The sequence below is a fragment of the Flavilitoribacter nigricans DSM 23189 = NBRC 102662 genome (genome assembly GCF_002646595.1).
Lineage (GTDB): Bacteria > Bacteroidota > Bacteroidia > Chitinophagales > Saprospiraceae > Flavilitoribacter > Flavilitoribacter nigricans.
The window spans coordinates 272,477-295,783 of sequence record NZ_PDUD01000009.1 but is presented as its reverse complement, the minus strand read 5'-3'; the positions used below and the strand labels follow the sequence as shown (position 1 = coordinate 295,783).

Annotated in this window: 19 protein-coding genes; 5 read left to right on the top strand and 14 right to left on the bottom strand. The window is 51.3% G+C overall.

All coding sequences use genetic code 11. The features are described 5' to 3' along the window. Positions 1–5: 5 nt before the first annotated feature. From CRP01_RS06020 to CRP01_RS06005, 4 genes are all read right to left on the bottom strand, one after another. A complete protein-coding gene (locus CRP01_RS06020; RefSeq protein WP_143473285.1) occupies positions 6–1,202 on the bottom strand; it encodes a Pycsar system effector family protein in 1,197 nt (398 codons plus the stop codon). Further along, positions 1,202–2,113 (bottom strand): SdiA-regulated domain-containing protein, encoded by a 912-nt coding sequence (locus CRP01_RS06015; protein ID WP_099149102.1) that lies wholly within the window; start codon positions 2,111–2,113, stop codon positions 1,202–1,204. Before CRP01_RS06015 ends, CRP01_RS06020 begins: the two co-directional genes overlap by 1 nt. Positions 2,114–2,190: 77 nt before the next feature. After that, positions 2,191–2,712: an RNA polymerase sigma factor gene (locus tag CRP01_RS06010; protein WP_099149101.1), complete on the bottom strand. Its 522-nt coding sequence runs from the start codon at positions 2,710–2,712 to the stop codon at positions 2,191–2,193. A 727-nt stretch (positions 2,713–3,439) separates the two neighbouring features. Continuing rightward, complete coding sequence (locus CRP01_RS06005; RefSeq protein ID WP_233752636.1) at positions 3,440–4,414, bottom strand: DUF4382 domain-containing protein; 975 nt, start codon at positions 4,412–4,414, stop codon at positions 3,440–3,442. Positions 4,415–4,914: 500 nt separating this feature from the next. On the opposite strand from CRP01_RS06005, the gene rnr reads away from it, so the two are divergent. Continuing rightward, positions 4,915–7,242: a ribonuclease R gene (gene rnr, locus CRP01_RS06000; protein WP_099149100.1), complete on the top strand. Its 2,328-nt coding sequence runs from the start codon at positions 4,915–4,917 to the stop codon at positions 7,240–7,242. Positions 7,243–7,325: 83 nt separating this feature from the next. Further along, positions 7,326–8,003, top strand: coding sequence for a DUF4328 domain-containing protein (locus tag CRP01_RS05995; RefSeq protein ID WP_099149099.1), 678 nt, complete (start codon positions 7,326–7,328; stop codon positions 8,001–8,003). Between the two features lie 75 nt (positions 8,004–8,078). On the opposite strand, the gene CRP01_RS05990 is transcribed toward CRP01_RS05995, so the two are convergent. Genes CRP01_RS05990 through CRP01_RS05980 form a run of 3 tightly spaced genes read right to left on the bottom strand, consistent with a single transcriptional unit; the run spans position 8,079 to position 9,457 of the window. Beyond that, positions 8,079–8,546 (bottom strand): OsmC family protein, encoded by a 468-nt coding sequence (locus CRP01_RS05990; protein ID WP_099149098.1) that lies wholly within the window; start codon positions 8,544–8,546, stop codon positions 8,079–8,081. Between the two features lie 51 nt (positions 8,547–8,597). Beyond that, positions 8,598–8,948, bottom strand: coding sequence for a DUF3024 domain-containing protein (locus CRP01_RS05985; protein ID WP_170110253.1), 351 nt, complete (start codon positions 8,946–8,948; stop codon positions 8,598–8,600). A 44-nt stretch (positions 8,949–8,992) separates the two neighbouring features. After that, entirely contained in the window at positions 8,993–9,457 is a 465-nt protein-coding gene (locus CRP01_RS05980) for a GNAT family N-acetyltransferase (protein ID WP_099149096.1), read from the bottom strand. A 273-nt stretch (positions 9,458–9,730) separates the two neighbouring features. On the opposite strand from CRP01_RS05980, the gene CRP01_RS05975 reads away from it, so the two are divergent. After that, complete coding sequence (locus CRP01_RS05975; protein WP_099149095.1) at positions 9,731–10,696, top strand: aldo/keto reductase; 966 nt, start codon at positions 9,731–9,733, stop codon at positions 10,694–10,696. A gap of 264 nt (positions 10,697–10,960) precedes the next feature. On the opposite strand, the gene CRP01_RS05970 is transcribed toward CRP01_RS05975, so the two are convergent. The 6 genes from CRP01_RS05970 to CRP01_RS05945 all read right to left on the bottom strand — a co-directional run bounded on the left by CRP01_RS05970 (position 10,961) and on the right by CRP01_RS05945 (position 18,294). Continuing rightward, complete coding sequence (locus tag CRP01_RS05970; RefSeq protein WP_099149094.1) at positions 10,961–11,827, bottom strand: sugar phosphate isomerase/epimerase family protein; 867 nt, start codon at positions 11,825–11,827, stop codon at positions 10,961–10,963. A 353-nt stretch (positions 11,828–12,180) separates the two neighbouring features. Then, complete coding sequence (locus CRP01_RS05965; RefSeq protein ID WP_099149093.1) at positions 12,181–12,870, bottom strand: VOC family protein; 690 nt, start codon at positions 12,868–12,870, stop codon at positions 12,181–12,183. 133 nt (positions 12,871–13,003) lie between these two features. Then, positions 13,004–14,137: a multinuclear nonheme iron-dependent oxidase gene (locus tag CRP01_RS05960; RefSeq protein WP_099149092.1), complete on the bottom strand. Its 1,134-nt coding sequence runs from the start codon at positions 14,135–14,137 to the stop codon at positions 13,004–13,006. A gap of 8 nt (positions 14,138–14,145) precedes the next feature. Further along, the gene (locus tag CRP01_RS05955; RefSeq protein WP_099149091.1) at positions 14,146–14,349 is read right to left on the bottom strand and encodes a chryseobasin-related MNIO class RiPP peptide; all 204 of its coding nucleotides are present in this window, start codon (positions 14,347–14,349) and stop codon (positions 14,146–14,148) included. A gap of 234 nt (positions 14,350–14,583) precedes the next feature. Beyond that, a complete protein-coding gene (locus tag CRP01_RS05950) occupies positions 14,584–16,035 on the bottom strand; it encodes an amidohydrolase (RefSeq protein WP_099149090.1) in 1,452 nt (483 codons plus the stop codon). Positions 16,036–16,284: 249 nt separating this feature from the next. Continuing rightward, positions 16,285–18,294, bottom strand: coding sequence for a WG repeat-containing protein (locus CRP01_RS05945; protein WP_170110252.1), 2,010 nt, complete (start codon positions 18,292–18,294; stop codon positions 16,285–16,287). A 189-nt stretch (positions 18,295–18,483) separates the two neighbouring features. Between CRP01_RS05945 and CRP01_RS05940 the strand changes: the two genes are divergently transcribed. Both CRP01_RS05940 and CRP01_RS05935 read left to right on the top strand, forming a co-directional pair. Beyond that, positions 18,484–18,870, top strand: coding sequence for a BlaI/MecI/CopY family transcriptional regulator (locus tag CRP01_RS05940; protein ID WP_099149088.1), 387 nt, complete (start codon positions 18,484–18,486; stop codon positions 18,868–18,870). Beyond that, positions 18,870–22,592, top strand: coding sequence for a M56 family metallopeptidase (locus CRP01_RS05935; RefSeq protein ID WP_099149087.1), 3,723 nt, complete (start codon positions 18,870–18,872; stop codon positions 22,590–22,592). The genes CRP01_RS05940 and CRP01_RS05935 overlap by 1 nt, the downstream gene beginning before the upstream one ends. 7 nt (positions 22,593–22,599) lie before the next feature. On the opposite strand, the gene CRP01_RS05930 is transcribed toward CRP01_RS05935, so the two are convergent. Further along, on the bottom strand, positions 22,600–23,253 hold the full coding sequence (locus CRP01_RS05930) for a hypothetical protein (RefSeq protein WP_099149086.1): 654 nt from the start codon (positions 23,251–23,253) through the stop codon (positions 22,600–22,602). Positions 23,254–23,307: the final 54 nt, after the last annotated feature.

Sequence of the window (23,307 nt, the reverse complement as noted above, 5' to 3'; positions counted from 1 at the left end):
GCGATTTACGCCATCAACACGTAAATGGCCAGGAATACCAATACACTGAGTACCAATCCCCCTACAAATACATTGTACGATATGGTAAGCAGCTGGTATTTTTTCCGGAGCACCAAACCTAAGTTATAAAGGTCCCGGGAAAGATCATTATAAAGCTGCTCCTGGTCAACCTTTAGATTATCCATATAGTGCACAAAATCCTCCTTTTCCAACTGCAGGAAATTTCCAAAATACAACATATTGGTTTCCGTTGAATTCGGATCGAAATTGCTGTTTAATTTATAGGTCGTTACACTTGGCTTTGCCGAAAACACAGCAAAGACCAGGGCCGTAAGCGAGCTCAGCAACAAAATGATCACGGGCAGAGCAAATCCGGGACTATCGTAAAAGAAGTTCTCGATGAAGCTCAGACCCGCACCGGATACAGCCAAAAGAATAGAGAGTACGATCGTATTGATACTGATCATCATGTTGGCCTTCCCATCGGCGATCCTACTCAGGTTGATGTGGTTCCGGAAACCGGTCCGATACAGCGTATCGATCCCACGTCCCATATCCTTACCCGTAAGCTTTTTGATCGTATTGCGCTCGGCCTTGACGTTGTTCTGCTTCTGCTTGGACAAATGCTCGAGCCTGCGCTTACCGTATTTGCCGCGGGCGTAGGCCGTATAGAAATGCGTATTGGTGAGCAGTTCGATCACATGTTCGGACCACTCCTTTTCCGTGTAGGGTTCTTCCCGGAGGTGTTCTTCCTCCAGCCGCAGCAGATCTGCCTTTTTGAAAAAGCTTTTGCGACCGGCGATGAGGTGAATACCGTCGTGGTAGACCTTTTCCATGACGTTGGCCGGTTCGTGATCCGGACGGATGGAACGGATTAGACTTTGTACCGTTTTGATGCCGCTCTGCCCGAACCCGCGTTCCTTAAGGAAATCACTGGCGATCGATGCACTCTCGTCATAATAATCTCTTTCCTTCCGGGCCATGCCGGTAAACTGAAACCAGGCGGCAAGACTCAGCAACTCAAAGTCACTGTCGCTGATCTCGTGTTCGGATTTATCAGCCACCTTCTGTACCGCTTCCACCGTTTCTTCAGCGAAGAAGAAATTGTGATACACATAGGCAGCCGGCATTTGTTCTTGATACCATTCACGTAGATGACTTCTACTCTGGTCAAGTATATCTTCTTTAATAGTCGTACTCATTAATTTTTCGGATTAAAGACCAATAGTCGTCCCTGGCCACCACGGCCTTCACTGGACAAATATAAGCGACCTTCTTCATCGAAGGTAATTCCCTCAGGTTGAGGAAGCTGACTGGGACTGAGGCGTTCGGCGTAAAGCAACTCTCCCGTTCGATTCATTACTACCAGTAAGCGACCTACCGAGGAGATCACATAAATATAACCATTTTCAGGATGTACTGCGATCCCCGAAGGTTTGAATTCGTAGGATTTTTCTTTCTGATAGATGAGCCGTCCGAGTTCTAGCTGATCGATATAATAAAGGGGTGTTTCGCTCATCCGGTTATCGTTGAGGTCGAAACTGTAGATCATTCTTTTGAGTCCTTCACCGGTTTCGTTACTTTCCTCACCAGCTTCCTTCAAGGCTACGAGCAGGCAGTCATCTACGTGGTCGTAGGCCAGGCCTTCCGCATCCTGCTGGTAGGAGAGGGGCGTTTCGTACTTTTTACTTTCTACCGATTCGCCGAAGAGGCTGTCGATCTCAAATATATCGCCGTCGCGTTCGAGTACGTAGATCTTGTTCCGGGAACGGGCGATGCCTTCGTAATCCAGATTCTTGCCGAACTTTACCTTCTGGATCACTTCCTGTTTACCGGTCTGGTAAACGAAGATAACTCCTTCCTCATCCTGGATGGACAAAAGCTGGTCCTCTGTATTCCAGGCCAGGCCGGAAATTTCCCGCAGGTCATTGGGTAGATAATATTGTTGGTAAGGTTTGCCCAGGTCGTAAGAAAAGGTATAGTCACTGTTCTCCCCCTGGAACACGGTTCCTTCGGGTTGTTCCTGGTACAATAAATAAGCAATGGATAAGGCAAAGAGGAGAATACAGATCAGAATAAAGAAAGAAATGGTATTAGGATGTTTCCAATTCATATGGCTATAGACTACAAAAGAGGCTGTCGGAAAGACAGCCTCTTAGTTATTTTTTGATGCTTATGCGAACTTCCAACTTACTTAATAACTCTAGAAGCATATTGTTGTTCGATGTTAGCTTTCATTTTGTTGCGTGCGGTGTGGATACGACTCTTAACCGTACCGATAGGCAGGTCAAGTTTCTCGGCGATCTCTTTGTACTCAAATCCGCGGTAATGCAGCAGAAAAGGTACACTGTACAGGTCGCTCATACTGTCAAACATGGATATGATTTCTTGCATACGTAAGTTTGATTCTCCTTCGTTCGGAGTGATGATTTTTCCTTCCAGGGCGTATGCAAAGCTTTCAACCGGCTCACTTACGTGGCGACGCTTCTTGTCTTTGCGATACTGGTTGATGAAAGTGTTACGCATAATAGTAGAGATCCAGCCCTTAAAATTAGTACCTACCTGGAATTTTTCACGATACCGGAACGCACGCAGTGACGTGTCCTGGACCAAATCCTTAGCCTTCTCCTGGTTATGCGTCAACCTCAGCGCAAAGTTATTCAAGAATGCTTCAAATTGGTTTAGTTGTTCAGTGAATTCGATGGTAGTCATATAGGTATATTTTTTTATTGCAAGTTCATTTATACTATTGCAAATGCCGTGCCAATTTTATAACAGATTGAATATCAATGTTTTACACCGAATCACAAAAACCGAATTTGATTAAATAAAATCAATATGATTAAATATGATCAATACTGAACAAGAAGAAAATTGCGAAAAAAAGATTTGGGAAGGATATTCGGGGACCTCACAAAGAAAATAGCCAGTCTGGCCATAACGAATCATGGGGAAAATGTACAGAGCCGGTACACCAAAGCTCGCAGATTGCGGATCATTGCTCGGCTTTTCACAAAGGTAAGCCTATTCTCAATACCGGGAAAATAAGCGGATCATCCGGACAGACCGGATTCTGTTTTTGCGGCTGGCTGCCGTTATCTTCCGGGCAGCGCTGTACTCCAGCTGGTTGCAGGTGAGGCGGGATCGCCTTCATTTATTATAACACATTTTTGCCTGGAATGTGCGGTTTGGGGAATTGGATGATCGGATAGCTTATATATATGGAGTAGCCAGTGGGCATATCGCACCATGGGCAACCAAAAGGGCATTGCTAAGGGTACCGTTTATGCTGGCGAAAAAAAATACAGCTGCTCAAAATAGGATGGTAGAGAAAACAAAAAGGGTTGTTCCCATTCCTGAGAACAACCCTTGACAAGTTACTTGCTTAAAATTGGAAAGTCAAACTAAGGATTGAACGTTATCTAACTAATGCTTATGCTTACAGCGGCAGAATGCCGATGATCGTTACATTTACGGTGGTAGAGCTATTGGCTTCTACGTCGATCAGGCTCAGGTCCAGACCAGCCAGCAGGTTGATGTCGATAGAAAGGCTGCCCTTGAGTTCGAACTGCCCGTCCTGGTCATCATCCTCGTATCCGGCGAAGTACAGTTCGTAGTCACCTTCCTCCAGGAAGTGAAGTTCGAAACTTCCGTCGGCTTTGGCCTGTACGCTGGTTACGGCGTTGGTGAACTTCAGTTGTCCGTCACCGCTGCCCTGCGTTTCGGCGTTTGCGTCCAGGGTACCTTTTTTATAGGCGTACACCACTACTTTGTCCGCATAGTTGTCCCACTGGGAAACTTTACCGGTAATGGTACCAGCGCTGGCTTTGGTCACTACCCGCAGAGAAGCGGCCAGGTCACTGCCGGCAACAAAATCGTAGGCGTCCTGTCCTTCGCGCTTGATCGCTTTGCGCAGGTCAAAATCGATCACTACTTCGGCCGTTTGGTTGTCTTCCACAATGATGTTCTGACCGTTCAGGGTAAGTTCGGTGGTATTCTGGGCACCGGCCATCAGGGCCTCTTTGGTGCCGTCCGTTTTCAATACGTAACAACCGGGAGCGCTTCCGCTGGCATCGGTAGTATGGTCCAGTACCAGAGAAATGCTGGAATACGTTTTCGCGGTGAGGTCCGTTTCGGCCAACAGCGCTACGTTTCCTTCCTGGTAAGCTTTAATATCAATGGTCTTAGAGGTAAAACCTTCCACACTCTGGCCGTCGATCTTCACGTCCGCCACAGTTACAAAAACCCCCTGGACGGAAGCGTCATCAATTGGAGCATCGGTTATTTCAATGCTCATCGTGCCTCTGGCACCGTCCGGTCCTGTAGTATCATCCTTTTCACAAGAAGCGAAAGTAAACAGCATTAACAACAAGGTGAATGCACTTGGGATTACGAATGCTTTCTTCAGCATCATCAGATTAGAATTTAAGTTTAAAAATGTAGATTGTTTCAACTAAGTACGAATGCTTCGATACTTTTAGATTTAGAAGAATTAAAACGGGGAAAATTCACCTTCAGACGCCAGGGCACAGCACTGATCAATGCCAGTGAACACCAACAGCCAAAGGCTGTATTGCTGCATACAAGTAGCTGAACGGTAAGGGAAAAGCGTTGTCGGCACGAGGCCGGGAAAGATTGATTTAAGCGTGTTTAATCAAGTAGATCTCTGTATAATGCTGGGGGGAAATGCGTGATAACGGTTCAATTATTTCTTATCCTTGACTTTCGAAAACTAAAACGATTCGCAAAATTCATTATTGCACTATTTTTGAATATTTTTTTTAATCTGATGATTATCAGTATATTGCGTGTGTTATTTTCTTATTTCATCCCGGGCGGGATCGAAAAATATACGCCCGAGGAAACTTATCTAATCACAAAACGGTTTTTAAGAAAAATACCCAAAACTTTAGAATGACAAAAAAGAAGAAGAAAAAAATTAAAGGAAGTAAGCTAAGCTCCAAACAACTACAACGAGAACTACTTAAATTTTTCCGCTACCACTCCAAGAAGCAATTCAATCCCCGTCAGATCATTAAGAAATTAAAGATTGAGAACAACAAGGATTCGGTGCAGTATGCGCTGGACCAACTGGTTGCGTCCGGATCGCTGAAAGTGGTGGGAGAATACCGATATAAAGTAGATGCCGCCAGTTTGCCGGCTTCAGATAATGCCAAGAGTGACCGCAATACCTATCAGGGTAAAGTGGATATGACCCGCAAAGGCGACGCCTATATTTTGGTGGAAGGCCTGTCGGATGACGTTCACGTTTCCGAAAAATATATGAACGGCGCCCTGCACGGCGATACCGTGTCTATCCGGACCTGGCGTCCGCGCGGTCGCAAAAAACTGGAAGGTGAAGTACTCGAAGTCGTGGAACGGGCCCAGTCCGCTTTCCTCGGTACCCTGCAGCGCTTTTCCCGCCACGCCGTGGTGGTTACGGACAGTGTGGTGCCCCTGGAGATCCGGGTGGCCACCAAAGACCTCATGGATGCGCAGCACGATGATAAAGTGATCGTTGCCATTACCGAATGGGAACATTCGCGCTACAAACAACCGGTGGGAGAGATCACCGCCGTACTCGGGGCGGCCGGCAGCCACGATATTGAGATGAAATCCATTCTCATTAATAATGGCTTTGACCTGGAGTTCCCCGCCGCGGTAAAAGAAGAGACCAAACATTTACTGACCCATATCCCCGAAGCGGAGATCGAACTTCGTCGCGATATCCGGGAGATCACCACCTTTACGATCGATCCGGATAACGCCAAGGACTTTGACGACGCCCTGTCCATTCGCTATCTGGAGGACGGCCGCCTGGAAGTGGGGGTACACATTGCCGACGTTAGCTATTATGTGCGTCCGGGGACCGCTCTGGACCAGGAAGCCTTTGAACGCTCGACCTCCGTTTATCTGGTAGACCGGGTATTGCCGATGCTGCCTGAGAAATTGTCCAATGAGCTGTGCTCCCTACGTCCCAACGAAGATTCACTGACCTTCTCAGCGATATTTGTTTTCGATGAGAAAGACCGGGTGGTGGAACGCTGGTTCGGCCGGACCATTATTCACTCCGACCGCAGATTCACTTACGACGAAGTACAGGATATCCTGGACGCCGGGAAAGGTGAATACGCGCAGGAACTGAAGGTGCTTAACCGAGTGGCCAAAAAGCTACGCAAACAACGCTTCCGCAAGGGATCGATCAACTTCGAGACCGATGAAGTGAAATTCCGCCTGGCTGAAGACGGTACGCCCCTGGAAGTGTACGTGAAGGAGCGCAAGGACGCGCACCTGCTGATCGAGGATTTTATGCTGCTGGCCAACCGCGAAGTAGCGACTTACATTGATCAGAAGGGCAAAGACACGGAGATCCCCTTCGTCTACCGGGTACACGATGAACCGGACCCCGATCGGGTAGAAGACCTGGTGGCCTTCGCCCGGGATATGGGATACAACATGAATATCAAATCGCCCAAGGATGTGGCCAAGGCCTACAATGCGCTGGGCAAAGCGGCCGAAAAGAACCCGGCCCTGAAGTTATTGGAACCGATCGCCATTCGTACGATGGCCAAAGCGATCTATACGACCGACAACATCGGTCACTACGGCCTGGGCTTCGATAATTATACGCACTTCACCTCGCCGATCCGCCGGTATTCCGACGTACTTGTACACCGGATCCTGGAGCGCAACCTCGGTGAAGGCAATTTCTTCCGGGTGAAGAAAGATAAACTGGAACTGCGCTGTAAGCACATCTCCTCCATGGAGCGCAATGCCCAGACCGCCGAGCGGGAATCCATCAAATACAAACAGGTGGAATTCATGGAGAAACACATCGGAGACGTATTTGCGGGACTGGTTTCCGGCATTGCGGAATTCGGGGTATTCGTCGAACTCATCGACAGTCGCTGCGAAGGCATGATCCCGTACGAACTGATGGATCAGCCCTACGAAGTGGACAGCAGCCGCCTGAGCATCAAAGGCCGCCACAACGGCCGGGTGATCAAACGCGGTGATCAGCTGGATGTACAGATCGTGAAAACGGACCTGCAGCGCCGACGGATCGATATGGCCCTGGTGGAAGACGGAGAAGTAATGACTTCCGAAGACAGCGGCGGCAACGCCCGCAGCAACGGGCGTCAGCAGAATCGCCGGCGATCATCGGGCAACAATAACCGCAGCCGCTCCGGCAACGGAAAGCGGAAAGGCGGTGGCGGTGGCCGGTCTTCCCGGAAACGCTAGGGCAAATCGCCGGATCTGCCGGAAATGGGTGAAAATCCGGGAAGGAAAGTGTACATTGGGGTGAATTTGAAAATAACGCTCTGATGGAAACTAAACTTCGCCCCAATCAGGAGCGCGCCCGGGCCATCATCATCATTTTTTGGGTGATGCTCGGCGTGACCGTACTCCTGCTCATTTCCAACTTCCTGCAATACCGTTTGCTGAGTAGTTACGATTTCGATGCCGACCAGGCCGATAGTAACGATAACCGGCAAATGGTACTCGCTTTTCTATTTTTAGCTATTTATATCCTGTCCATTGTCTATTTCATCCGCTGGTTCCGGCGGGCGTATTACAACCTGCACCAGGTTTTACCGGCCAGCCGTCTGCAACATACCGAAGGGTGGGCGGCCGGCAGCTGGTTTGTACCCATTCTCAATTTGTACCGCCCGTACCAGATCATGGAAGAGATCTGGGAAAAGACCCAACTGGAGTATCTGGATAGGCCGCAGATTCAGGGTGTGCAGATCCTCGGCTTTTGGTGGGCCCTGTTTTTGGGCAATAATTTCATCTCCCGCATCAGCAGTCGTCTGGAACGGGATGCCGAAACGATAGATTCCCTGATCACGGTTACTTTCGTAGATATGCTGCAGGCCGTTGTCCAGATCGGGGCCATCCTGATCACCATAAAAATGATCAAGGAGACGAGCAGTTTTGAGGAAAAAATGTACCGCCATCATCATCAGGAAGTGGATATCCTGGATCATCTGGTAGACGAGTGATATTCTGGTACGACGGTACCGGGGGTGAACTACGGTACACGCTCAAAATAGATCAGTAGCAGGGAAAGTTGGAGATCAGATTGTGGTTTCCGGCTCGTGCTGTACCGGGAAATTACAGGAATTGGCGATAAAGCACATCGCATTGGCCTGGTGATGCAGTTCGAGGGAAGGTGCGATCATCGCTTCCGTTTCCACTCTGATCCGCGGATGCAGGGTGACTTCCCGGAATTTTCCGCTCCCATCTTTAGCTTCTTCCATAATACCGGTAGCCTGATCGATATATTCCGTCACTACGATTTTATTAACGGAACAGAGGTGCAGAAACCACAGCATATGGCAGGCTGAAAGCGACGAAAGGAACAGTTCTTCCGGATTGTAGCGGGCAGGGTCGCCCCGAAAGGAAGGATCGGAAGAAGCCGGGATCTGTACCGGCTTTCCATCAGCGGAGATGAGGTGATCGCGACTGTAGGATCGGTAGCTGCTGGTACCCTGGCCCTGATTGCCCGTCCACTCCATCCTGATTTTATAATGGTGTTCCTTCATGATTGGTTGTAAGGCAGGTGACCCGCAGACCCGCTGCGGTTCGGCGATCGTTTATCCCCAAAAAGCGCCGTATTTATCCTCGTCCAGCAGGCTGAAGAATTCGGTAATATCGTCTACTTCGGAATCACCGCCCGGGCGGTAGGGTTCCCAATTGCCGTTGGCGCGTTTCCAGTAGACCTTCCAGATATCGCGGGATTTAATGTATTTGGCGCGAGCTACATCGGATTCGATCTTTATTTCCGGATCGTTGTAAACGGGGCGGATCTCAAAGATCCTCAATTCGCGATTATCCAGGGAAAAGCCCAGGTCCACTTTGTCCCGCAAATGCAGGGGCGGACGATTTTCCTCAACGTATTCCATGGCGTAATAGCGGGCTTTCGCTAATGCTTGTTTTTCTTCCATTACGTATAGATGTTGATTTCTATGCTGCAATTTAAAAATCTGCGCTACCTTTTCCAACATATTTTTACCGTCGATAACTTTTCGTTCTCCAGTCGAATGTGGGGGAGCACGGTAAAGCCGTTCTTCTGATAGAATAAAATGGGAGAAGGGTAGGGCGTTCCATCTTTTTTGACGTCGCGCTCGTGGTCGGTCACCCAGCCGTTCAATACATCTTCCCGCTCCTTCGCCTGCTGCAGCAACTGGGTACCAAAACCCTTTCCCTGGTGTTGGTATCCTACGATCATGACAAACCAGCGATCCTGATCCCGCTCGAAGGTAGCCAGCCAGCCCCGGACTCGCTCTTCCTCGTCCACCAGAAGGAAATGGTGAAGATCCGCCAGTTTTTGCAAATAATTTTCCAGTTCCTGCTGGCCGGAATAGGCTAACTGGACGGGGTACTCCGCATTCCACAATTGAAGGATGTCCGCTTTCTGTTCAGGCTGGAGGGCCGTGGTGCTGATGATCTTCATATTGAATTATTATACGGTTTTTCGAACGGATGCCGCTGGGATAGGCATTAACCGGTCCCTCATCCTGTGATAATTTCGGCGCCACATTTTCCTTATCCCGACCTTTCGGTAGCTAGGCTCACCGGGATACAGAAGACGGTCGGTGGGCCGTCGCACCCGCTTGGTGGCAAACGCTCCTTTTTTCTGTTCGTTTGGTCGCCTTGCGAACCTTTCAAAGCAGAACAATGGCAATTAGTTCCCTGTTATTACCCTAAAATACAAACGTAGAGCATTATGAAGAGTACACCCTTAGGTAGAACTGACCTCAGCATTGCACCGCTGGTGTTTGGCGGCAATGTTTTTGGCTGGACCATAGATGAAAAACAATCGTACACCATACTGGATAAGTTTCTGGAACTTGGTTTCGATGCCATTGATACGGCGGATATTTATTCCCGCTGGGCGGACGGCAACAGCGGCGGGGAATCCGAAACGATCATCGGCAAATGGATGAAGGAGCGGGGCAACCGGAAAGACATCACCCTGATCACGAAAGTGGGCGGCGATATGGGGAAAGGTCAGCCGGACCTGAGCCGTGACCATATCCTGAAATCCGTGGACGACTCCCTCCTTCGTCTCCAAACGGACCACATCGATCTCTACCTCACTCACTTTGACGATCCCAACACGCCGATCGAAGAAACCCTCGCGGCTTACGAGACCATCATTAAGGCTGGGAAAGTACGCTGGATCGGTGCATCCAATCTATCTCCTGATCGGCTGGATGCTTCCATCAAGTTCAGTGAGGCCAATAACCTGCCCCGTTATGAAGTGTTTCAACCCGAATACAACCTCTACGACCGGGAGGGCTACGAAGATCAACTGGCCAAGGTGTGCACACAGCACGAACTGGGCGTGATCACCTACTACGCCCTGGCCAGCGGTTTCCTGACGGGAAAATATCGCGGCAAACAGGATCTGGATAAAAGTGTGCGGGGAGGAAAGGCCGAACAGTACCTGGACGAGCGCGGTCACCATATTCTCCAGGGCCTGGATCAGATCTCCGAGAAACACGGCGTGTCCCAGGCGGCTGTGGCCCTGGCCTGGCAGATGGCCAGTCCAATCGTAAGTGCGCCGATCTCGAGTGCCACCAAGATCAGCCACCTGGAGGCCTTTAAAGAAGCAGCAGAGCTGGAATTGACGAAAGAAGATATCATTTTGCTGGACAATGTCTCCACCTACGAGAAGGTAAAGTCCTGATCCCGGGGCATCCGGCAGGACGATAACATGAATCATGCGCATCAGGAGTTGAAAGTCCCGTAGGGACGAGATATCGGTAGCCCGTCCAATAATTCGGGAGGTTCAGCGTGCCGTAGGTACGCAATATGATTTTTACATGGCGTACCTACGGCACGCTAAGCCGGGAAATGGTCATTTTGCTACCTACATTTTGTGCCTAAAGGCACATTGATTCCAAGTTTAATTCCTGATTTGCATGACTCATGTTACGGTTTACGTCGGATCTTAATAAGTCAGGCTACGCAGGAAAGCGATACTTTCGGGAACCTGCTCCACCACACTACTACTTTCATCTTCAATGAAGTAATGGGCAATGCCGATCTTACGGCCTTCGATCAGGATATTGCGCATGTCGAGCTGCCCGGTACCCAGGGGTACATTGTATTCCACATTTGTGCCACCGGTCAGGTTCTTTTCGATGCCTTTCTCCATATCTTTCAGGTGCATCAGTTTCCAGCGTTTGCCGTACTTTTTCAGCAGGGCCACGGGATCACCGCCCCCAAACTGGATCCAGAAAATATCCATTTCGAACGAGACGTATTTGGGATCGGTATTTTCGATGATGTAGTCCAGCAGCGTACCGTCGCCGTAGGGCTGAAATTCGTAGCCGTGGGCGTGGTAGCAAAAGGTCAGCCCGTTATCCGCCAGCACTTTGCCGGCAGTATTGAACACGGCTACCGCTTTCTGGGCATCCGCCAGCGAGAAATTGCCGCGGTCGTGGGGAACCCAGGCACACATCACAAACTTGGAGCCGAGTTTTTTTGCCGTTTCGACCACCTTCATGGGGTCTTCCGCCAGTTCATTAAAGCTGGAACCCGTGGAAGGAATGCTGATGCCGCGTTCGTCGCACATTTTTTTGTATTCCTCCGGTGGAATGCGGCCGGCGCCGCCTTCTATTTCGGTGATCCCCATGGCCTGAATGCGATCCAGAGTGCCGGGAATATCTTTAGGGAAATAATTGCGGAAGGAGTAGGCCTGTACGCCGACGGGCGCTACGAAGATCGGTTCTCCCGGTTTGCCCATCTTACTGGAAGCGCAGGAGGTGAAGACCATACCTACGGCAAGGGCCAGGAGTGGTAGAAGGTTTTTCATGTCTTGTTTCAATTAGTTGATAATTATTAGGACCAATGTAGGAAATTAACGAGGAAAAATTGTTTTTCCGGAAACATCCTTTATCGTGCCGGCTATCTTTCCGCTTGCGAAAAACCTAAATTGCCGATCCACACGATCAACAGCTGTTTCCCGCATTTTACCCCTAAATTAACGGACCGGTCTTCTTTTCCCATCATGTATCGTTATGTATCTGTACCGGAAGCATACGGGCGTTAAGCGACCGGCGACCGGTATCGCGATAATACCTTAAATTCTTCTACCGCACCCTCAGGTGGTAAAACTACATTTGTTAGGAGCCATAATTGGAATCCGTTCTTGTTGATGCGGAATGATCAATCATTAAACAGGAAAAAACCGTAGCCACCGGGATCCCGGATGATGATGTTATCCACCTCGCCGTTTTTATTGAAGTGGGTGATCTCTTCGGTGATCGTAATACCCGCGGCCCTCACCTTTTCGATGACGGCCGGGTTATTCTTACCGTTGAAATAAGTAAGCGATGGATTGAAAAAGAGGTGAGGGCAGGAATTAGGCTGCATCAGGCTGACGGTAAATTCATCTTCGTTCTGAAAACCGACCCATCCCTGTTCTACGGATCCCATGAAGAGCTTAAAGCCCAGTGCTTCCCAGAGCCTGGCCGAACGTTCCATATCTGTGGTTTCCAGACTGAGGCCGGCAAAATTGCCCAGGTGGGATGGCGGAATAGCGGCCAGATCCATTTCCAGGTCCAGTTCTCCTTTGTTCAGGTAAACGCGGGTACCACTCGGGGTGCCGAGTAAATAACCGGAATCGGTAGTGGGTACGGCGGTCAGTTTTTCCAGAGCGGGGATCAGATCCTGCCAGTGGTCCCCGTGGAGCTGGAGTCCCGCCCGGGCGAAGCGGTCGGGATTGATGTAGATCAGACATTTACCGTCCGAAACGTAGTGCTTTTCGGGATGTGGGATCCGCTGGAATTGTAATCGCTGGTAAAAATCGAGGCTTTGGGCCAGGTCGGGAGTTGGAGTATGAAGAAGAGTTGGCATACGCGTCAGTAGATTTTTTCTCCCAAATTAGCGCATCCTTCTAACAATATCGATGGCCGGATCACTTTTCAGCGTAAAATCACTCGAAAGTACTAGGTGATCAGAACAGATATGCGTTACGATCCGCCAACGCCTAAGCAAATCCGTTCTTCCACTTCTGGGCGATCTGCATGGCGGTTTCCAGCATGGCCGGTTCCCATTCTTCTACTTTCCAGGCCGAACCGGCGAGATCAGAACTTTGCAGTTCCTCCCGGGCAGCCGACAGATCGGGGGCCGTTTCCAGGATCCGGGACAGCTGTTGTTGTTGCCGGTGGAGGCTAAGATCCTCCGGTGCCGGCCCCAGTGGGCACAGCTCTTTCGGTAAGAAGTCATTGGCAACGGTTTCCGGCGGCGGAGTTGAGAGTGATTGAACGGTCCGTTTCAATTTGCGAAAATCCTCCCGAAAGGCTTCCTGACTTGCCGGCGTATGCAGGCCGATACCCAATTGTTCCAGGACAACGAATTTCAGGTGCGGACAGCGGGGCACTACCGCGGACAGCATTTGGAACACCTCATCCGGTACGGCATCGTCGTGGGTATCCCGGCGGATCTTTTGCCGGGGATGCAGCGCAGAATCCTCCCAGCTACCGCCGGAAATATGGATCTCCCGTACCCGGTGCAGCGGATAAAGCTCCAGCAGCGCTTCGAAAGGAATGGTGAAATTCTGGAGTTGGCAGTAGAGATTGTGTAAATCCAGGATGATGAATCCGTTGACCGGTTCGAGCAGTTCGTCGAGAAATTGCCCGTGTGCCTTTACCTCATCCAGGGAATAGGCAAAAGCCAGATTTTCCAGACCCACCGGACAGCGGCAGGCCTGGAAAATGCGTTGTAGTCGATCTTGTCCCAACTGCAGCGTTCGACGGGTAAAGGGAATGCCGATGGGCGCTCCGGCGTGGAAATTCGCACCGGTCATAAAACCAAAATGCTCGCTGATGTGATCAAACTGGAAATGACCGGAAACCTTTTCGAGCTGTTGCAACCACGCCTCCTGCTCGGGAGTCCATTTCCCCGAAAAAAGGGAGAAATAGACCCCGTGCCCCACGAGCCGATTTTCCTGTCCGAAAGCAGTGAGCAGTTCGATGAACCAATCGGGAATATTCCGTTGCTTGTACAGGGTATCGAACGACCATTCGATAGCTTCGACCGATTCCTCCGCAAAAAGCGGCAGGGCGGCCGACAGCAGATGGTTATCCAGATTGCAGGCGATGGAGGAATAGATCTTTGGCATATCCGTGCTTATCCCATGCCGCAGCCCGGGCAGTTAGACCAATCGGTGCTGCCTTCGGAATTGCGGTGATCCAGCTGGCAGTCTTCCGCACAGGTTTTATCGTGTAAGTTGGGCTTTACATCGGAGTTCTCGAATAGACTACAGGAGGTAGTAGTAGCGCTGATCGTAACGCCCAGGGCAATAGCCTGGAGCAGTGATTTGGAGAGCTTCATCGTATTGGCTTTTTGATGATCCAAAAATTGATTATCAGAAAGCTAAGACGCAGGGAGATCGGGAATAGGTTGGGTGAGAATAGGAATTTAGCGAAAATAATTTTCCAGGACCAAAGGCCGGGGGAAAGGTCGTTTGTGGTACCCAATAGTAAAAGCAAAACCGGTATCTCACCGGGCCGTAAAGTCCATATATACTAATTCTTCGGTCTTTACGGCCCAGTGAGCTTAGGTAGCTTAGTTGCGGTAATCCAAAGCCGGAGCCCGGTCGCCCAGGAGCGGCTCGTATTTGAAATCTTCGCCGCGGAATTTCAGCCATTCCGCCCGGGCGTCTTTGATCAGCTGTCCGTCGTTGAGCAGATCCAGCGCCATCCCGGTGAGGGTTTTGGCGGCTACCAGCATACCCTTTTTACCGATGCTGTTGCCCGCACAGGCCACCGCCTGCCAGGAGTGGGACGGCGTACCCGGTACGTAGGTAGCCGTACGCAGGCCCACCGTGGGTACAGCCCAGCTTACATCTCCCACATCCGTGGAACCACCACCACGCCGGTAGCGCTCTACATTGAATTCCTGGATCTTTTCCGCATCTTTCGGATCGGGGATCTTGGCGGAGTTAAAAGACGTTTGCAGGGTTTTGGCGAAAGCCAGTTCTTCCTCCGTATAGGTGACACCACCCACCATTTTCAGGTTATCGTACATTTTTTTGGCCAGTACTTCTACGGGCAGCAGGTTGTAGACCCCACTCATCACCTCGTATTTCATTTCGGTCTCCGTGCCCATTGCGGCACCTTCGGCCGTTTTGACCAGGCGCTCGAAAATGCGTTTTACTTCCGACGGTTCCGGATGACGAACGTAGTAATAGACCTCGGCGAAATTGGGCACTACGTTCGGCGCATCACCGCCGGCGGTAATGATATAGTGGATGCGGGTTTCCATCGGTACGTGCTCACGCATCATATTGGCCATATCGTTCATGGCTTCCACACCGTCCAGGGCCGAGCGGCCCGCCTCGGGCGAACCGGCAGCGTGGGCGGAAATACCGTGGAAGCGGAACTTAGCCGTAGTATTGGCCAGCGAGCTGCTGGCATTGGCGGAGTTGCCATTGCCGGGGTGCCAGTGCAGCACCACGTCCACGTCATCGAAAAGGCCGGCGCGCACCATGTACACTTTTCCCGATCCGCCTTCTTCCGCGGGCGTGCCATATACTTTGACCGTCCCTTTGAAATTCCCGGCCGCCAGTTGCTCCTTAACCGCTACGGCCGCCGCTACGGAGCCTACGCCGAAGAGGTTGTGGCCGCAGCCGTGACCGGAAGTGCGGCTTTCATCCTGCAGGGGTTCCGGAGTGGCCTGCTGGGAAAGTCCGGGCAGCGCATCAAACTCCGCCAGAATACCGAGTACCGGTTTCCCGCTACCGTAGGTAGCCACAAAGGCCGTCGGGATGTCCGCCACTCCGGCCTCTACGCTGAAGCCGGCGGCTTTTAATTTATCCTGGAGTAGTTCCGAACTTTTGTATTCCTGATAACCCACTTCCGCATAATCCCAGATCTGCTGGGCCATTTCGCCGTAGCCGGAAAAATCCTGCTCGATCTGGGCCTGACTTTTTTCCTTCAGGTTATTGAGTTTTTTCTCATTGTATTGCTGGGCCATCAGCCCGAGTGGTAAGAAACAAAGTAAGAGTAGATACCTCATGATGTAGAATCTTCTTGAAGATGATATAAAAGGTGAAGCAATTTGCACTGCTTCTTCGCATCTGCAAGATAAGATTCCATTTAATTAAATCAAGCGGTCGGCGGGTATTTGGCGGCCCCAAACCGGATTTCGGAATGGCTTACTTCTCACCGATTTTTCCCAGATGTCGGTTAAAAAGGGAGGAGTACATCCGCTCCGTCCGGCAGTAGCGAATGCACTCCAAAAGTACGGGAATGATCCGGCAGCGTCCTACTCCAGATAGGGATCCATAATGGAGGTAGGCGTGTAACTTTGTTTCCGCCAGAACTGCGCCGGATTGACATAGGCCTCGATCTCCGGGCTCAGCAATTCCAGCTTTTCGCGGCTGTCGGTTTTCCGGTGGTAATTGTAGAGCAGGACCCGGAGTTTAGTTTTAATGGCTCCTTCGTAGACGGGGAGCCGGAATTCCCAAAAATGGGCGGGGGGTAGAAAAAGGGTATGGTAGCTATTCCCGCACCAGCTGTTGGGCAGGTAATCGAGGTCGCGCCATTTTCCATTTCGGTCTTTTGCCTGGACTTTCATATAGAGCCGGCTGTCCTGCACACTGAACAGGAAGGTATCCCGGGTAGTATTGGCCATATAGAGTGCCTGTTCCCAGTAGGGCCGTTCCCGGAGGGTGTCCCGGGAATTGATCTGTATACTCAGCGCCTGATCGGTAAACTTAATGGAATCGGAAACCGGCCGAAAATCGTTGATCCCTCTACCGCCCCAGCCACCGAAGCCGTCGAATCTATTATCCGCCGGAGACGAAGCGTAGAACTGCCCCCGTGTCATAAAATCGATGTTTAAGGGCCCGGGCTGGGGGACGGATTCCGATGCGCGCCATACGGTGTTTCCCCGCCGGTCTATATAATAAAAGTCCTGACTGTTCTGGTGGATCTTTAGCAATCCTTCCGAAAAGTGGTCAAAGGGGAGATCCTGGATCTCCGATTCGAGCAAAACACCGTGACCGTCCGTCCAGAAAGCGAAATAGTAGAAGAATTCCTCCGGATAAATATCGGGCGCTACGTCCCAAAAAATATTCTGGGATCCTGTTTTGCTAAGGGGGTATCCATCGTACAGTTGATCAGCCCGGTGGAGCACCTGGGCGTTGGTATCGATCAGAAGTTGGGAGTCCTCCGTTTGGACGAGTGCGGTACCGTTCGTAAAAAAGTAACTGTGGTCTTCCAGTTCGTAGCTGTCGGGGCCGAGTACGGAGCGATAGGGAAGGGCATTGAGCACCCGCCCGGACCGATCCATGAGGTACCAGTGATCGGAACTGTCCCGAACAAAAGCGCGATCGTATTGGAAATGGGTCATGTAAATCCACTCAGGTTCACTGAAGATGATCTTTCCCCGCTGGTCCATAACGCCCAGGTAATATTCCCGATCCTCCGTTAGCGGTGGATGATCGGGCACCAGCTCGTGCTTTTTGATCCGGACCACGGCCAGGCCATCGGAAAAAGGCTGATTTCCGTGCAGAAAGGACCAGTCGCTGTAGTTCTCTTCGATCACCAGCTGCCCCCGGGTATTGATCAGTCCCTCTGCATATTCCGGTCCGTCCGGCCCTTCCCGCAGAAAACTTACCGACGCCAATCCGTCCCGAAAAGGGGCGATCTCGCTGAATTTCCCGTAAGGGATCACCATGCTCCCCTTTGTATCTATGACCCCGGCTTCGTACCGGGTATTGTCATCCTCATCTTCCCGGCGATGCCTGAGACCATTCACGACGGCCAACCCATCCACGAACGGACTGATCGAGGAATAAGCCGTGTCAATGACCAGCTTCCCTTCCTGATCCAGTACCCCGTATTTACCGCTTTCGCTGCGCACCACGTAAAGGTCGTATTCCGGAAAGGCGGCAAAATCCCGGAAATCGTGCCGGAACTGGATCTCGCCCCGGGTATCGATCATCAGGGCCTGCCCGTCGATGTACACCTGGGCTTTTCCGTGCTCAAATGGGTAGGCCATATCGTAGGCCGGCGGGATCACGAACTTGCCGGATGCGTCGATGAAACCGTAATAACCACCGGAACGAACGGGCGCTAATCCTTCGGAGAAATAACCGGCTGCGTGAAACCGGGGGCTGATCACCGGTGCTCCGGCCGTATTGATATAGCCCCAGACATGGTCCTGCATCACGGGATACAACAGGGTAGGAGTGTCCGCGCTAGTTAATGGCCGGTGAACCTGGCAGGCCAGAATAGATAAGAGGGTAAACAGTAAGCAAAGATTTCTCATGACAAATGGATTTTTGAGACCAGACGAAACACTCATACTGTTAGATGCAGGGAAAGTAGATTTTGCACAAAATCAACCAAATAAATCTTTTTACGACGAAAGTCGTAGAAAAACTTGATTTTACGACGACCGTCGTATATATTTGTAATCAGCAACCACCGCATCATCAAATAATCAAATCATCAACCAATGCCACCAGGCCAAATACACGAACACACCGAAGCCGAACTGGAGATTCTGCAGGTACTCTGGGAGAAACAACCCGCTACCGTGAAAGAAGTACACGAAGAACTGCGCGATACCCGGGAGGTGGGCTACACGACGATCCTCAAGCAGATGCAGCGCATGTTTGACAAAGGCATGCTGCAGCGCACCAAAGAGGGAAAAACCCATTTGTACACAGCCGTTGCCCGGGAGCAGGAGGTGCAGCGGTCCATGTTTGACCGACTGGTTGATACGGCCTTTCGGGGATCGGCCATGAAAATGTTTATGCACGCTCTGGGACAATCCCGGATCAACGAAGCGGACCTGGAGCAGCTACAGGAGTGGATTGCCCAACAAAAAGAGGAAGAATAATGATGGAAGCGCTCCAGAATAACCCGCTCGTACTGGCCCTGGGCTGGATGCTCGTTCATGCCTTGTGGCAGGCGGCATTAATTGCACTGGTAGTCAGAGGGTTATGGCTGTTTGTTTCAAGAAGATCTGCAAACTGGCGATACGGTCTCGCACTGGCCGGCATGCTGTTGATCCTGCTCGCCGCGGTGTCCACTTTCAGTTACTATACGGACCGTTACGCCCCGATGGAACATGTGGCTCCGCCGCCGCATACTATTTCGATAAGTTCACCGGAAGCGGTTACAAACAAGCTACCCCTGCCGGAACCCGCTCTCACGGAAACGGTCTTAAGCCCGGACATTTCCACCGGAGATCTATCGGAATCCGCTTTTTCTTTGGATCACTATCTGCCTTATCTGGTCCTGCTTTGGGGGATGGGAGCCATTTTTATGGGGTTGCGTCTGGCGGGGAGCTGGTGGTATATGCACCGGGTCAGTCGTCGGGGACTGGTACCTCTGGACGCATTCTGGGGGCAGCGGTTCAACCACATGTTGCAGCGAATGGGGATTCGACGACCGGTGCGGATCTATTTTTCCAGGCTGGTGGAAGAACCCCTTACCTTCGGCCACCTCCGGCCGCTCATTCTCTTCCCGCTTGCTCTGGTCAACCAGCTTTCCGTCGAACAGGTAGAGGCGATCCTCCTCCATGAACTGGCCCATATCCGGCGCTGGGACTATCTGGTCAACTGGCTGCAATCGATCCTCGAACTGCTCTTCTTTTTTCACCCGGCCGTATGGTGGCTGTCCGGAGAAGTCCGCAAAGCCCGCGAACACTGCTGTGATGATCTGGTGCTTCGCCGTGGGAAAACTTCCCGAAAATTATACGCTCAAACGCTCACGCAATTAGCTGCGCTTTCTTTTAAACCAAAACCAAAACTCGTGATGTCAATCAAAGGAATTAAAGACGCTTTCTCGCAAAGGGTTTTCCGGCTGTACGGCCAGGATCAGGCCGTACTGGATTGGAGAAAACCCGTGCTCTCTCTGGCACTTGGTTGTATGCTTTTACCTTTTTTGTGGTTGATCCAGCCGGAACGCTTCGGTTCGGATAATGATCTGGACCGGCTTTCCGCCCTGCCGGTGTTGCTGGGCGGGGAGTCGGCAGCATCCGCCGAAACAGCCTCCATTACCTTACCGCCGGAAACTTATCCAAATGTTCCGGACGGAATGGATGATCTCTATCTGGTGGATGGATCAGAAGTGGAGATCGAACCTGCGGATGCTCCCTTTTACGAACTGCTACAGCTGAACGGGTTAGCCCGCTCGCAAGGGGAGGACATTGGGATCACACCCACCATTCCCTTCCTTCCGGTTGGAAACCGCTACCGGGAAATGAATTCGGGAACGGCTTTCGTTCAGCCAAACCTGGTGGAGCGATCGGTACTTTTCGTAGTGGACGGCCAGGAAATATCCCTGGATGCTCCCTACCGCCAAATTGCCCGGGAAGACATAGAACGCCTGACTTTTAGCCCGCCACCGATGCTGAAACCCGATCAAAAAGTACCCCAGGATCGAAGGGGCAAGATCACCATTAAAACCAAAGCCGGCAACTGGCCCGGCGGACGACCCTACTGGCCCGCAGAGATCCGCCAGTACGAAGTTAACCACGGGGATCATCTGGAGACTTTGCTACCCATGGGCCGGGCCTCCGGCTGGGACGAACTCGGCAAACGAAAAGGACTTTCCTTACTGAACGGTATAGCCTGGAGAAAAGTTAATTACGATGGTCAGCAAACCTATTCGATCTTCAACGGCCACGTACTGCGCGACGGTGAAGTAGTGGAGACCAATCAACACGCCCTGTTCGGCGGTTCAGGCATTCCCATCATTGGACTCTATAACGGGAACCAGCGACTGATCTACGGTGAACCGACGCCGCGCGAGGTTGCCGATCGAACCTACCAACTCAACTTTAAGGATGGATATTCGGCGGTCGTCGGTAAATATCCCTGCGATAATAAGGTCTACATCCGGGCTTATTACACGCTCCAGGAAGTGGGGCTGCCAAATAACTTGAACTACCAGTTGATGGAAGGGGTAAAGGAGGCCCAGGTACGCGATATCTTTGAAAATTGTGATCAGCTGGATCCGGTAACCGGGCGGGTAGAAATCGAACCGGCCGACGGTGCCCCCTTTATCATTGACGGTCGGGAGATCTCCCGCGAGGAGGCGGTCGTTCAGCTCGATCCAAAGGAGGTGACCTCGAAGGCATTTTTAACGCCGGATCTGAAACCGGCCTCGATGGTGACGGAATCGGGTTTGATCCGCATTCGAACTAAGTCCGGTAATTGGTCGGGTGGTCGTCCGTACTGGCCCTATGAGGTCCGGGGCTGGAGAATCAATAAGTCCGGACAAGCGATCTACATGTCCCTCAACGGCCGTTATCTGAAAAATTTTGAGGTAGAAACGGTCAATAACTACGAAATAGTCAGCATGCAGAGCGTGAGTGTCATTGGACTCTACGATCGGGAAAAACAATTGGTATTGGGCTCCGCTACCCCCGCAGAAAAGGAATTGGAAAGTTACGAACTGAAACTGCAGGACGGCTATACCGCAGTCCTCTCAAAATATCCCTGTGATGCCCAGTTCTTTCTTACGTTTGTCTTTACCCTGGACGGCCTGAAAGCACGGGGTGATATCTGGACTCAAACCGATGCCGGCATGCAGGGGATCAGCATGGAGATGATGCAGGAACACTGCATGCTGCAGGAGGACCGCGCTACCGGGCAAAATGCCCACCGGCCGGTGGTGCCCGAACCTTTATTCGTCATCGACGGTAAGTTCATTGATCCGGCAGAGCCCTACCGGGAGATCAGTAATGATCAACTGAAAACCGAATCGTTTATGCAACCCGCGGAGGCGATCGCTCACTACGGCCAGAAGGGCAGGAACGGTGTTGTGGTTCTGAGCAGTAAAGCTGGTGGCGGGGAATGGGCGGGCGGAAAGCCCTACGCTCCTCTGCACAAGCTGCTGGGGAAGGGTGAGGAAACGGAAGAGATCGTGAATTTTGCCGGTACGCAATACTATTTCATCGACGGGCAAGCAGTCCGAAGTGTGGATTTTAATCTGTACAACGTCTACAGTTTTCCGTACGGGACGATCTCTCACCCAAAGGTTGCCGCGATCCACGGTCTGGACGGGACGCCGGCTGATCTGCAGGCAATTCGCCGTACGGTTGGGCAGGAGGGGATCGCCTACGAACTGCGGCCGGGACTGGTAGTGGTAGAATACCTGGAGACCTGTCGCAACACCATCCCGATGGTAGCCGCACTTTCGGCCCTGACCAATAAGGAGGTCATCGGAGAACGCAACCGCCTGCGGGAGGAAATTTCCTGGCGGGAAAATGAGTTGAAATGTGCGGAGATCAGTCCGGAAAAACTGAAGGAATTGCCGACCAAAAATATGGCATTCTTGCTCCTGCAAAAAGAGATCCTCAACAGCCTGAAGATCTATCCGACACCATTTGAGGATGAAGTGAAGATCGTTTTTGACTTACCGGAAACCCTGGAGACCAAGGTCAGTATCATCAGCCCGGAAGGAACGCAGATTGCCGAACTGGTGAACAAAAAACTGGAAGCCGGAACCCAGCAATTCCTCTGGATCTCTCGTGATCAGAGTGTCGGCAATTATTGGGTACAGATCGAAGCCGGAGCGGCTAAGCTGGTACGGCCGTTGGTCAAGCAGTAGGGGGATCTCATTCAACGATCACTTTGGCGCTTTTTTCCACCAACAGAAAATCGAAACATTCGAAAAAAATTGCTGATAGCATCCGGGACAGTTCGAGCAGGTCCTGCCCCGGGTGCTCAATGCGCTTTTCGAAGAGGTAATACACACCATCCTGAATAAAGTTAAAGCGTTTCAGTCCGGAGCATTTCTCCTGGTACCAGGTGGGTTTGCCTTGATAGCGCTCGTCGTCGGGCGCGTACACCCGGATCTTTACGGTTGTATCCGGGCTCTCAAATCGTAGTTGCGGACTGTCCTGGTATTCGGATAGCAGAATGGTAAAACCGGGAATACGTTGTTCGAATAGATCAGCGAGCAGATCTCCGAAGAGGGGATCGTCGAGGAATTCCGCTCCACTTTCCGGCCATTCCCGGTCAATTTCCTGCTTGCGTTTTTCCCGGCTCCTTTCGTGGTACTTATTCAGTTCACTTAGCAACTGGTTCCGTCGGTAATTTGGATCCTGGAGTTGCCGGAAATTTGCCAGTTTATCTTTAGCGGTAAGCAGGGCCTGGTGATGATGGTGGGCCAGATCGAATTCGCCATTGGCGACCCGTTGGGCGATCATGGCTTCCAGCTGGGCTATTTCTTCTTCGTAAAATTGGATGATGGCAGAGAGATCGTTCATTGGCTTTCAGGTCTAGAGAGGCACAGTAAAATCAACGTTTTTCTATATCCTAAA

Bases quoted from the DNA above. Each gene is read 5' to 3' on its own strand.
- CRP01_RS05930 (WP_099149086.1), bottom strand. From the start codon at position 23,253: ATGAACGATCTCTCTGCCATCATCCAATTTTACGAAGAAGAAATAGCC.
- CRP01_RS05975 (WP_099149095.1), top strand. From the start codon at position 9,731: ATGAAGAGTACACCCTTAGGTAGAACTGACCTCAGCATTGCACCGCTG.
- CRP01_RS05995 (WP_099149099.1), top strand. From the start codon at position 7,326: ATGGAAACTAAACTTCGCCCCAATCAGGAGCGCGCCCGGGCCATCATC.
- CRP01_RS05950 (WP_099149090.1), bottom strand. From the start codon at position 16,035: ATGAGGTATCTACTCTTACTTTGTTTCTTACCACTCGGGCTGATGGCC.
- CRP01_RS05980 (WP_099149096.1), bottom strand. From the start codon at position 9,457: ATGAAGATCATCAGCACCACGGCCCTCCAGCCTGAACAGAAAGCGGAC.
- CRP01_RS05945 (WP_170110252.1), bottom strand. From the start codon at position 18,294: ATGAGAAATCTTTGCTTACTGTTTACCCTCTTATCTATTCTGGCCTGC.
- CRP01_RS05955 (WP_099149091.1), bottom strand. From the start codon at position 14,349: ATGAAGCTCTCCAAATCACTGCTCCAGGCTATTGCCCTGGGCGTTACG.
- CRP01_RS05960 (WP_099149092.1), bottom strand. From the start codon at position 14,137: ATGCCAAAGATCTATTCCTCCATCGCCTGCAATCTGGATAACCATCTG.
- CRP01_RS06010 (WP_099149101.1), bottom strand. From the start codon at position 2,712: ATGACTACCATCGAATTCACTGAACAACTAAACCAATTTGAAGCATTC.
- rnr (WP_099149100.1), top strand. From the start codon at position 4,915: ATGACAAAAAAGAAGAAGAAAAAAATTAAAGGAAGTAAGCTAAGCTCC.
- CRP01_RS05965 (WP_099149093.1), bottom strand. From the start codon at position 12,870: ATGCCAACTCTTCTTCATACTCCAACTCCCGACCTGGCCCAAAGCCTC.
- CRP01_RS06005 (WP_233752636.1), bottom strand. From the start codon at position 4,414: ATGATGCTGAAGAAAGCATTCGTAATCCCAAGTGCATTCACCTTGTTG.
- CRP01_RS05990 (WP_099149098.1), bottom strand. From the start codon at position 8,546: ATGAAGGAACACCATTATAAAATCAGGATGGAGTGGACGGGCAATCAG.
- CRP01_RS05970 (WP_099149094.1), bottom strand. From the start codon at position 11,827: ATGAAAAACCTTCTACCACTCCTGGCCCTTGCCGTAGGTATGGTCTTC.
- CRP01_RS05985 (WP_170110253.1), bottom strand. From the start codon at position 8,948: ATGGAAGAAAAACAAGCATTAGCGAAAGCCCGCTATTACGCCATGGAA.
- CRP01_RS05935 (WP_099149087.1), top strand. From the start codon at position 18,870: ATGATGGAAGCGCTCCAGAATAACCCGCTCGTACTGGCCCTGGGCTGG.
- CRP01_RS06020 (WP_143473285.1), bottom strand. From the start codon at position 1,202: ATGAGTACGACTATTAAAGAAGATATACTTGACCAGAGTAGAAGTCAT.
- CRP01_RS06015 (WP_099149102.1), bottom strand. From the start codon at position 2,113: ATGAATTGGAAACATCCTAATACCATTTCTTTCTTTATTCTGATCTGT.
- CRP01_RS05940 (WP_099149088.1), top strand. From the start codon at position 18,484: ATGCCACCAGGCCAAATACACGAACACACCGAAGCCGAACTGGAGATT.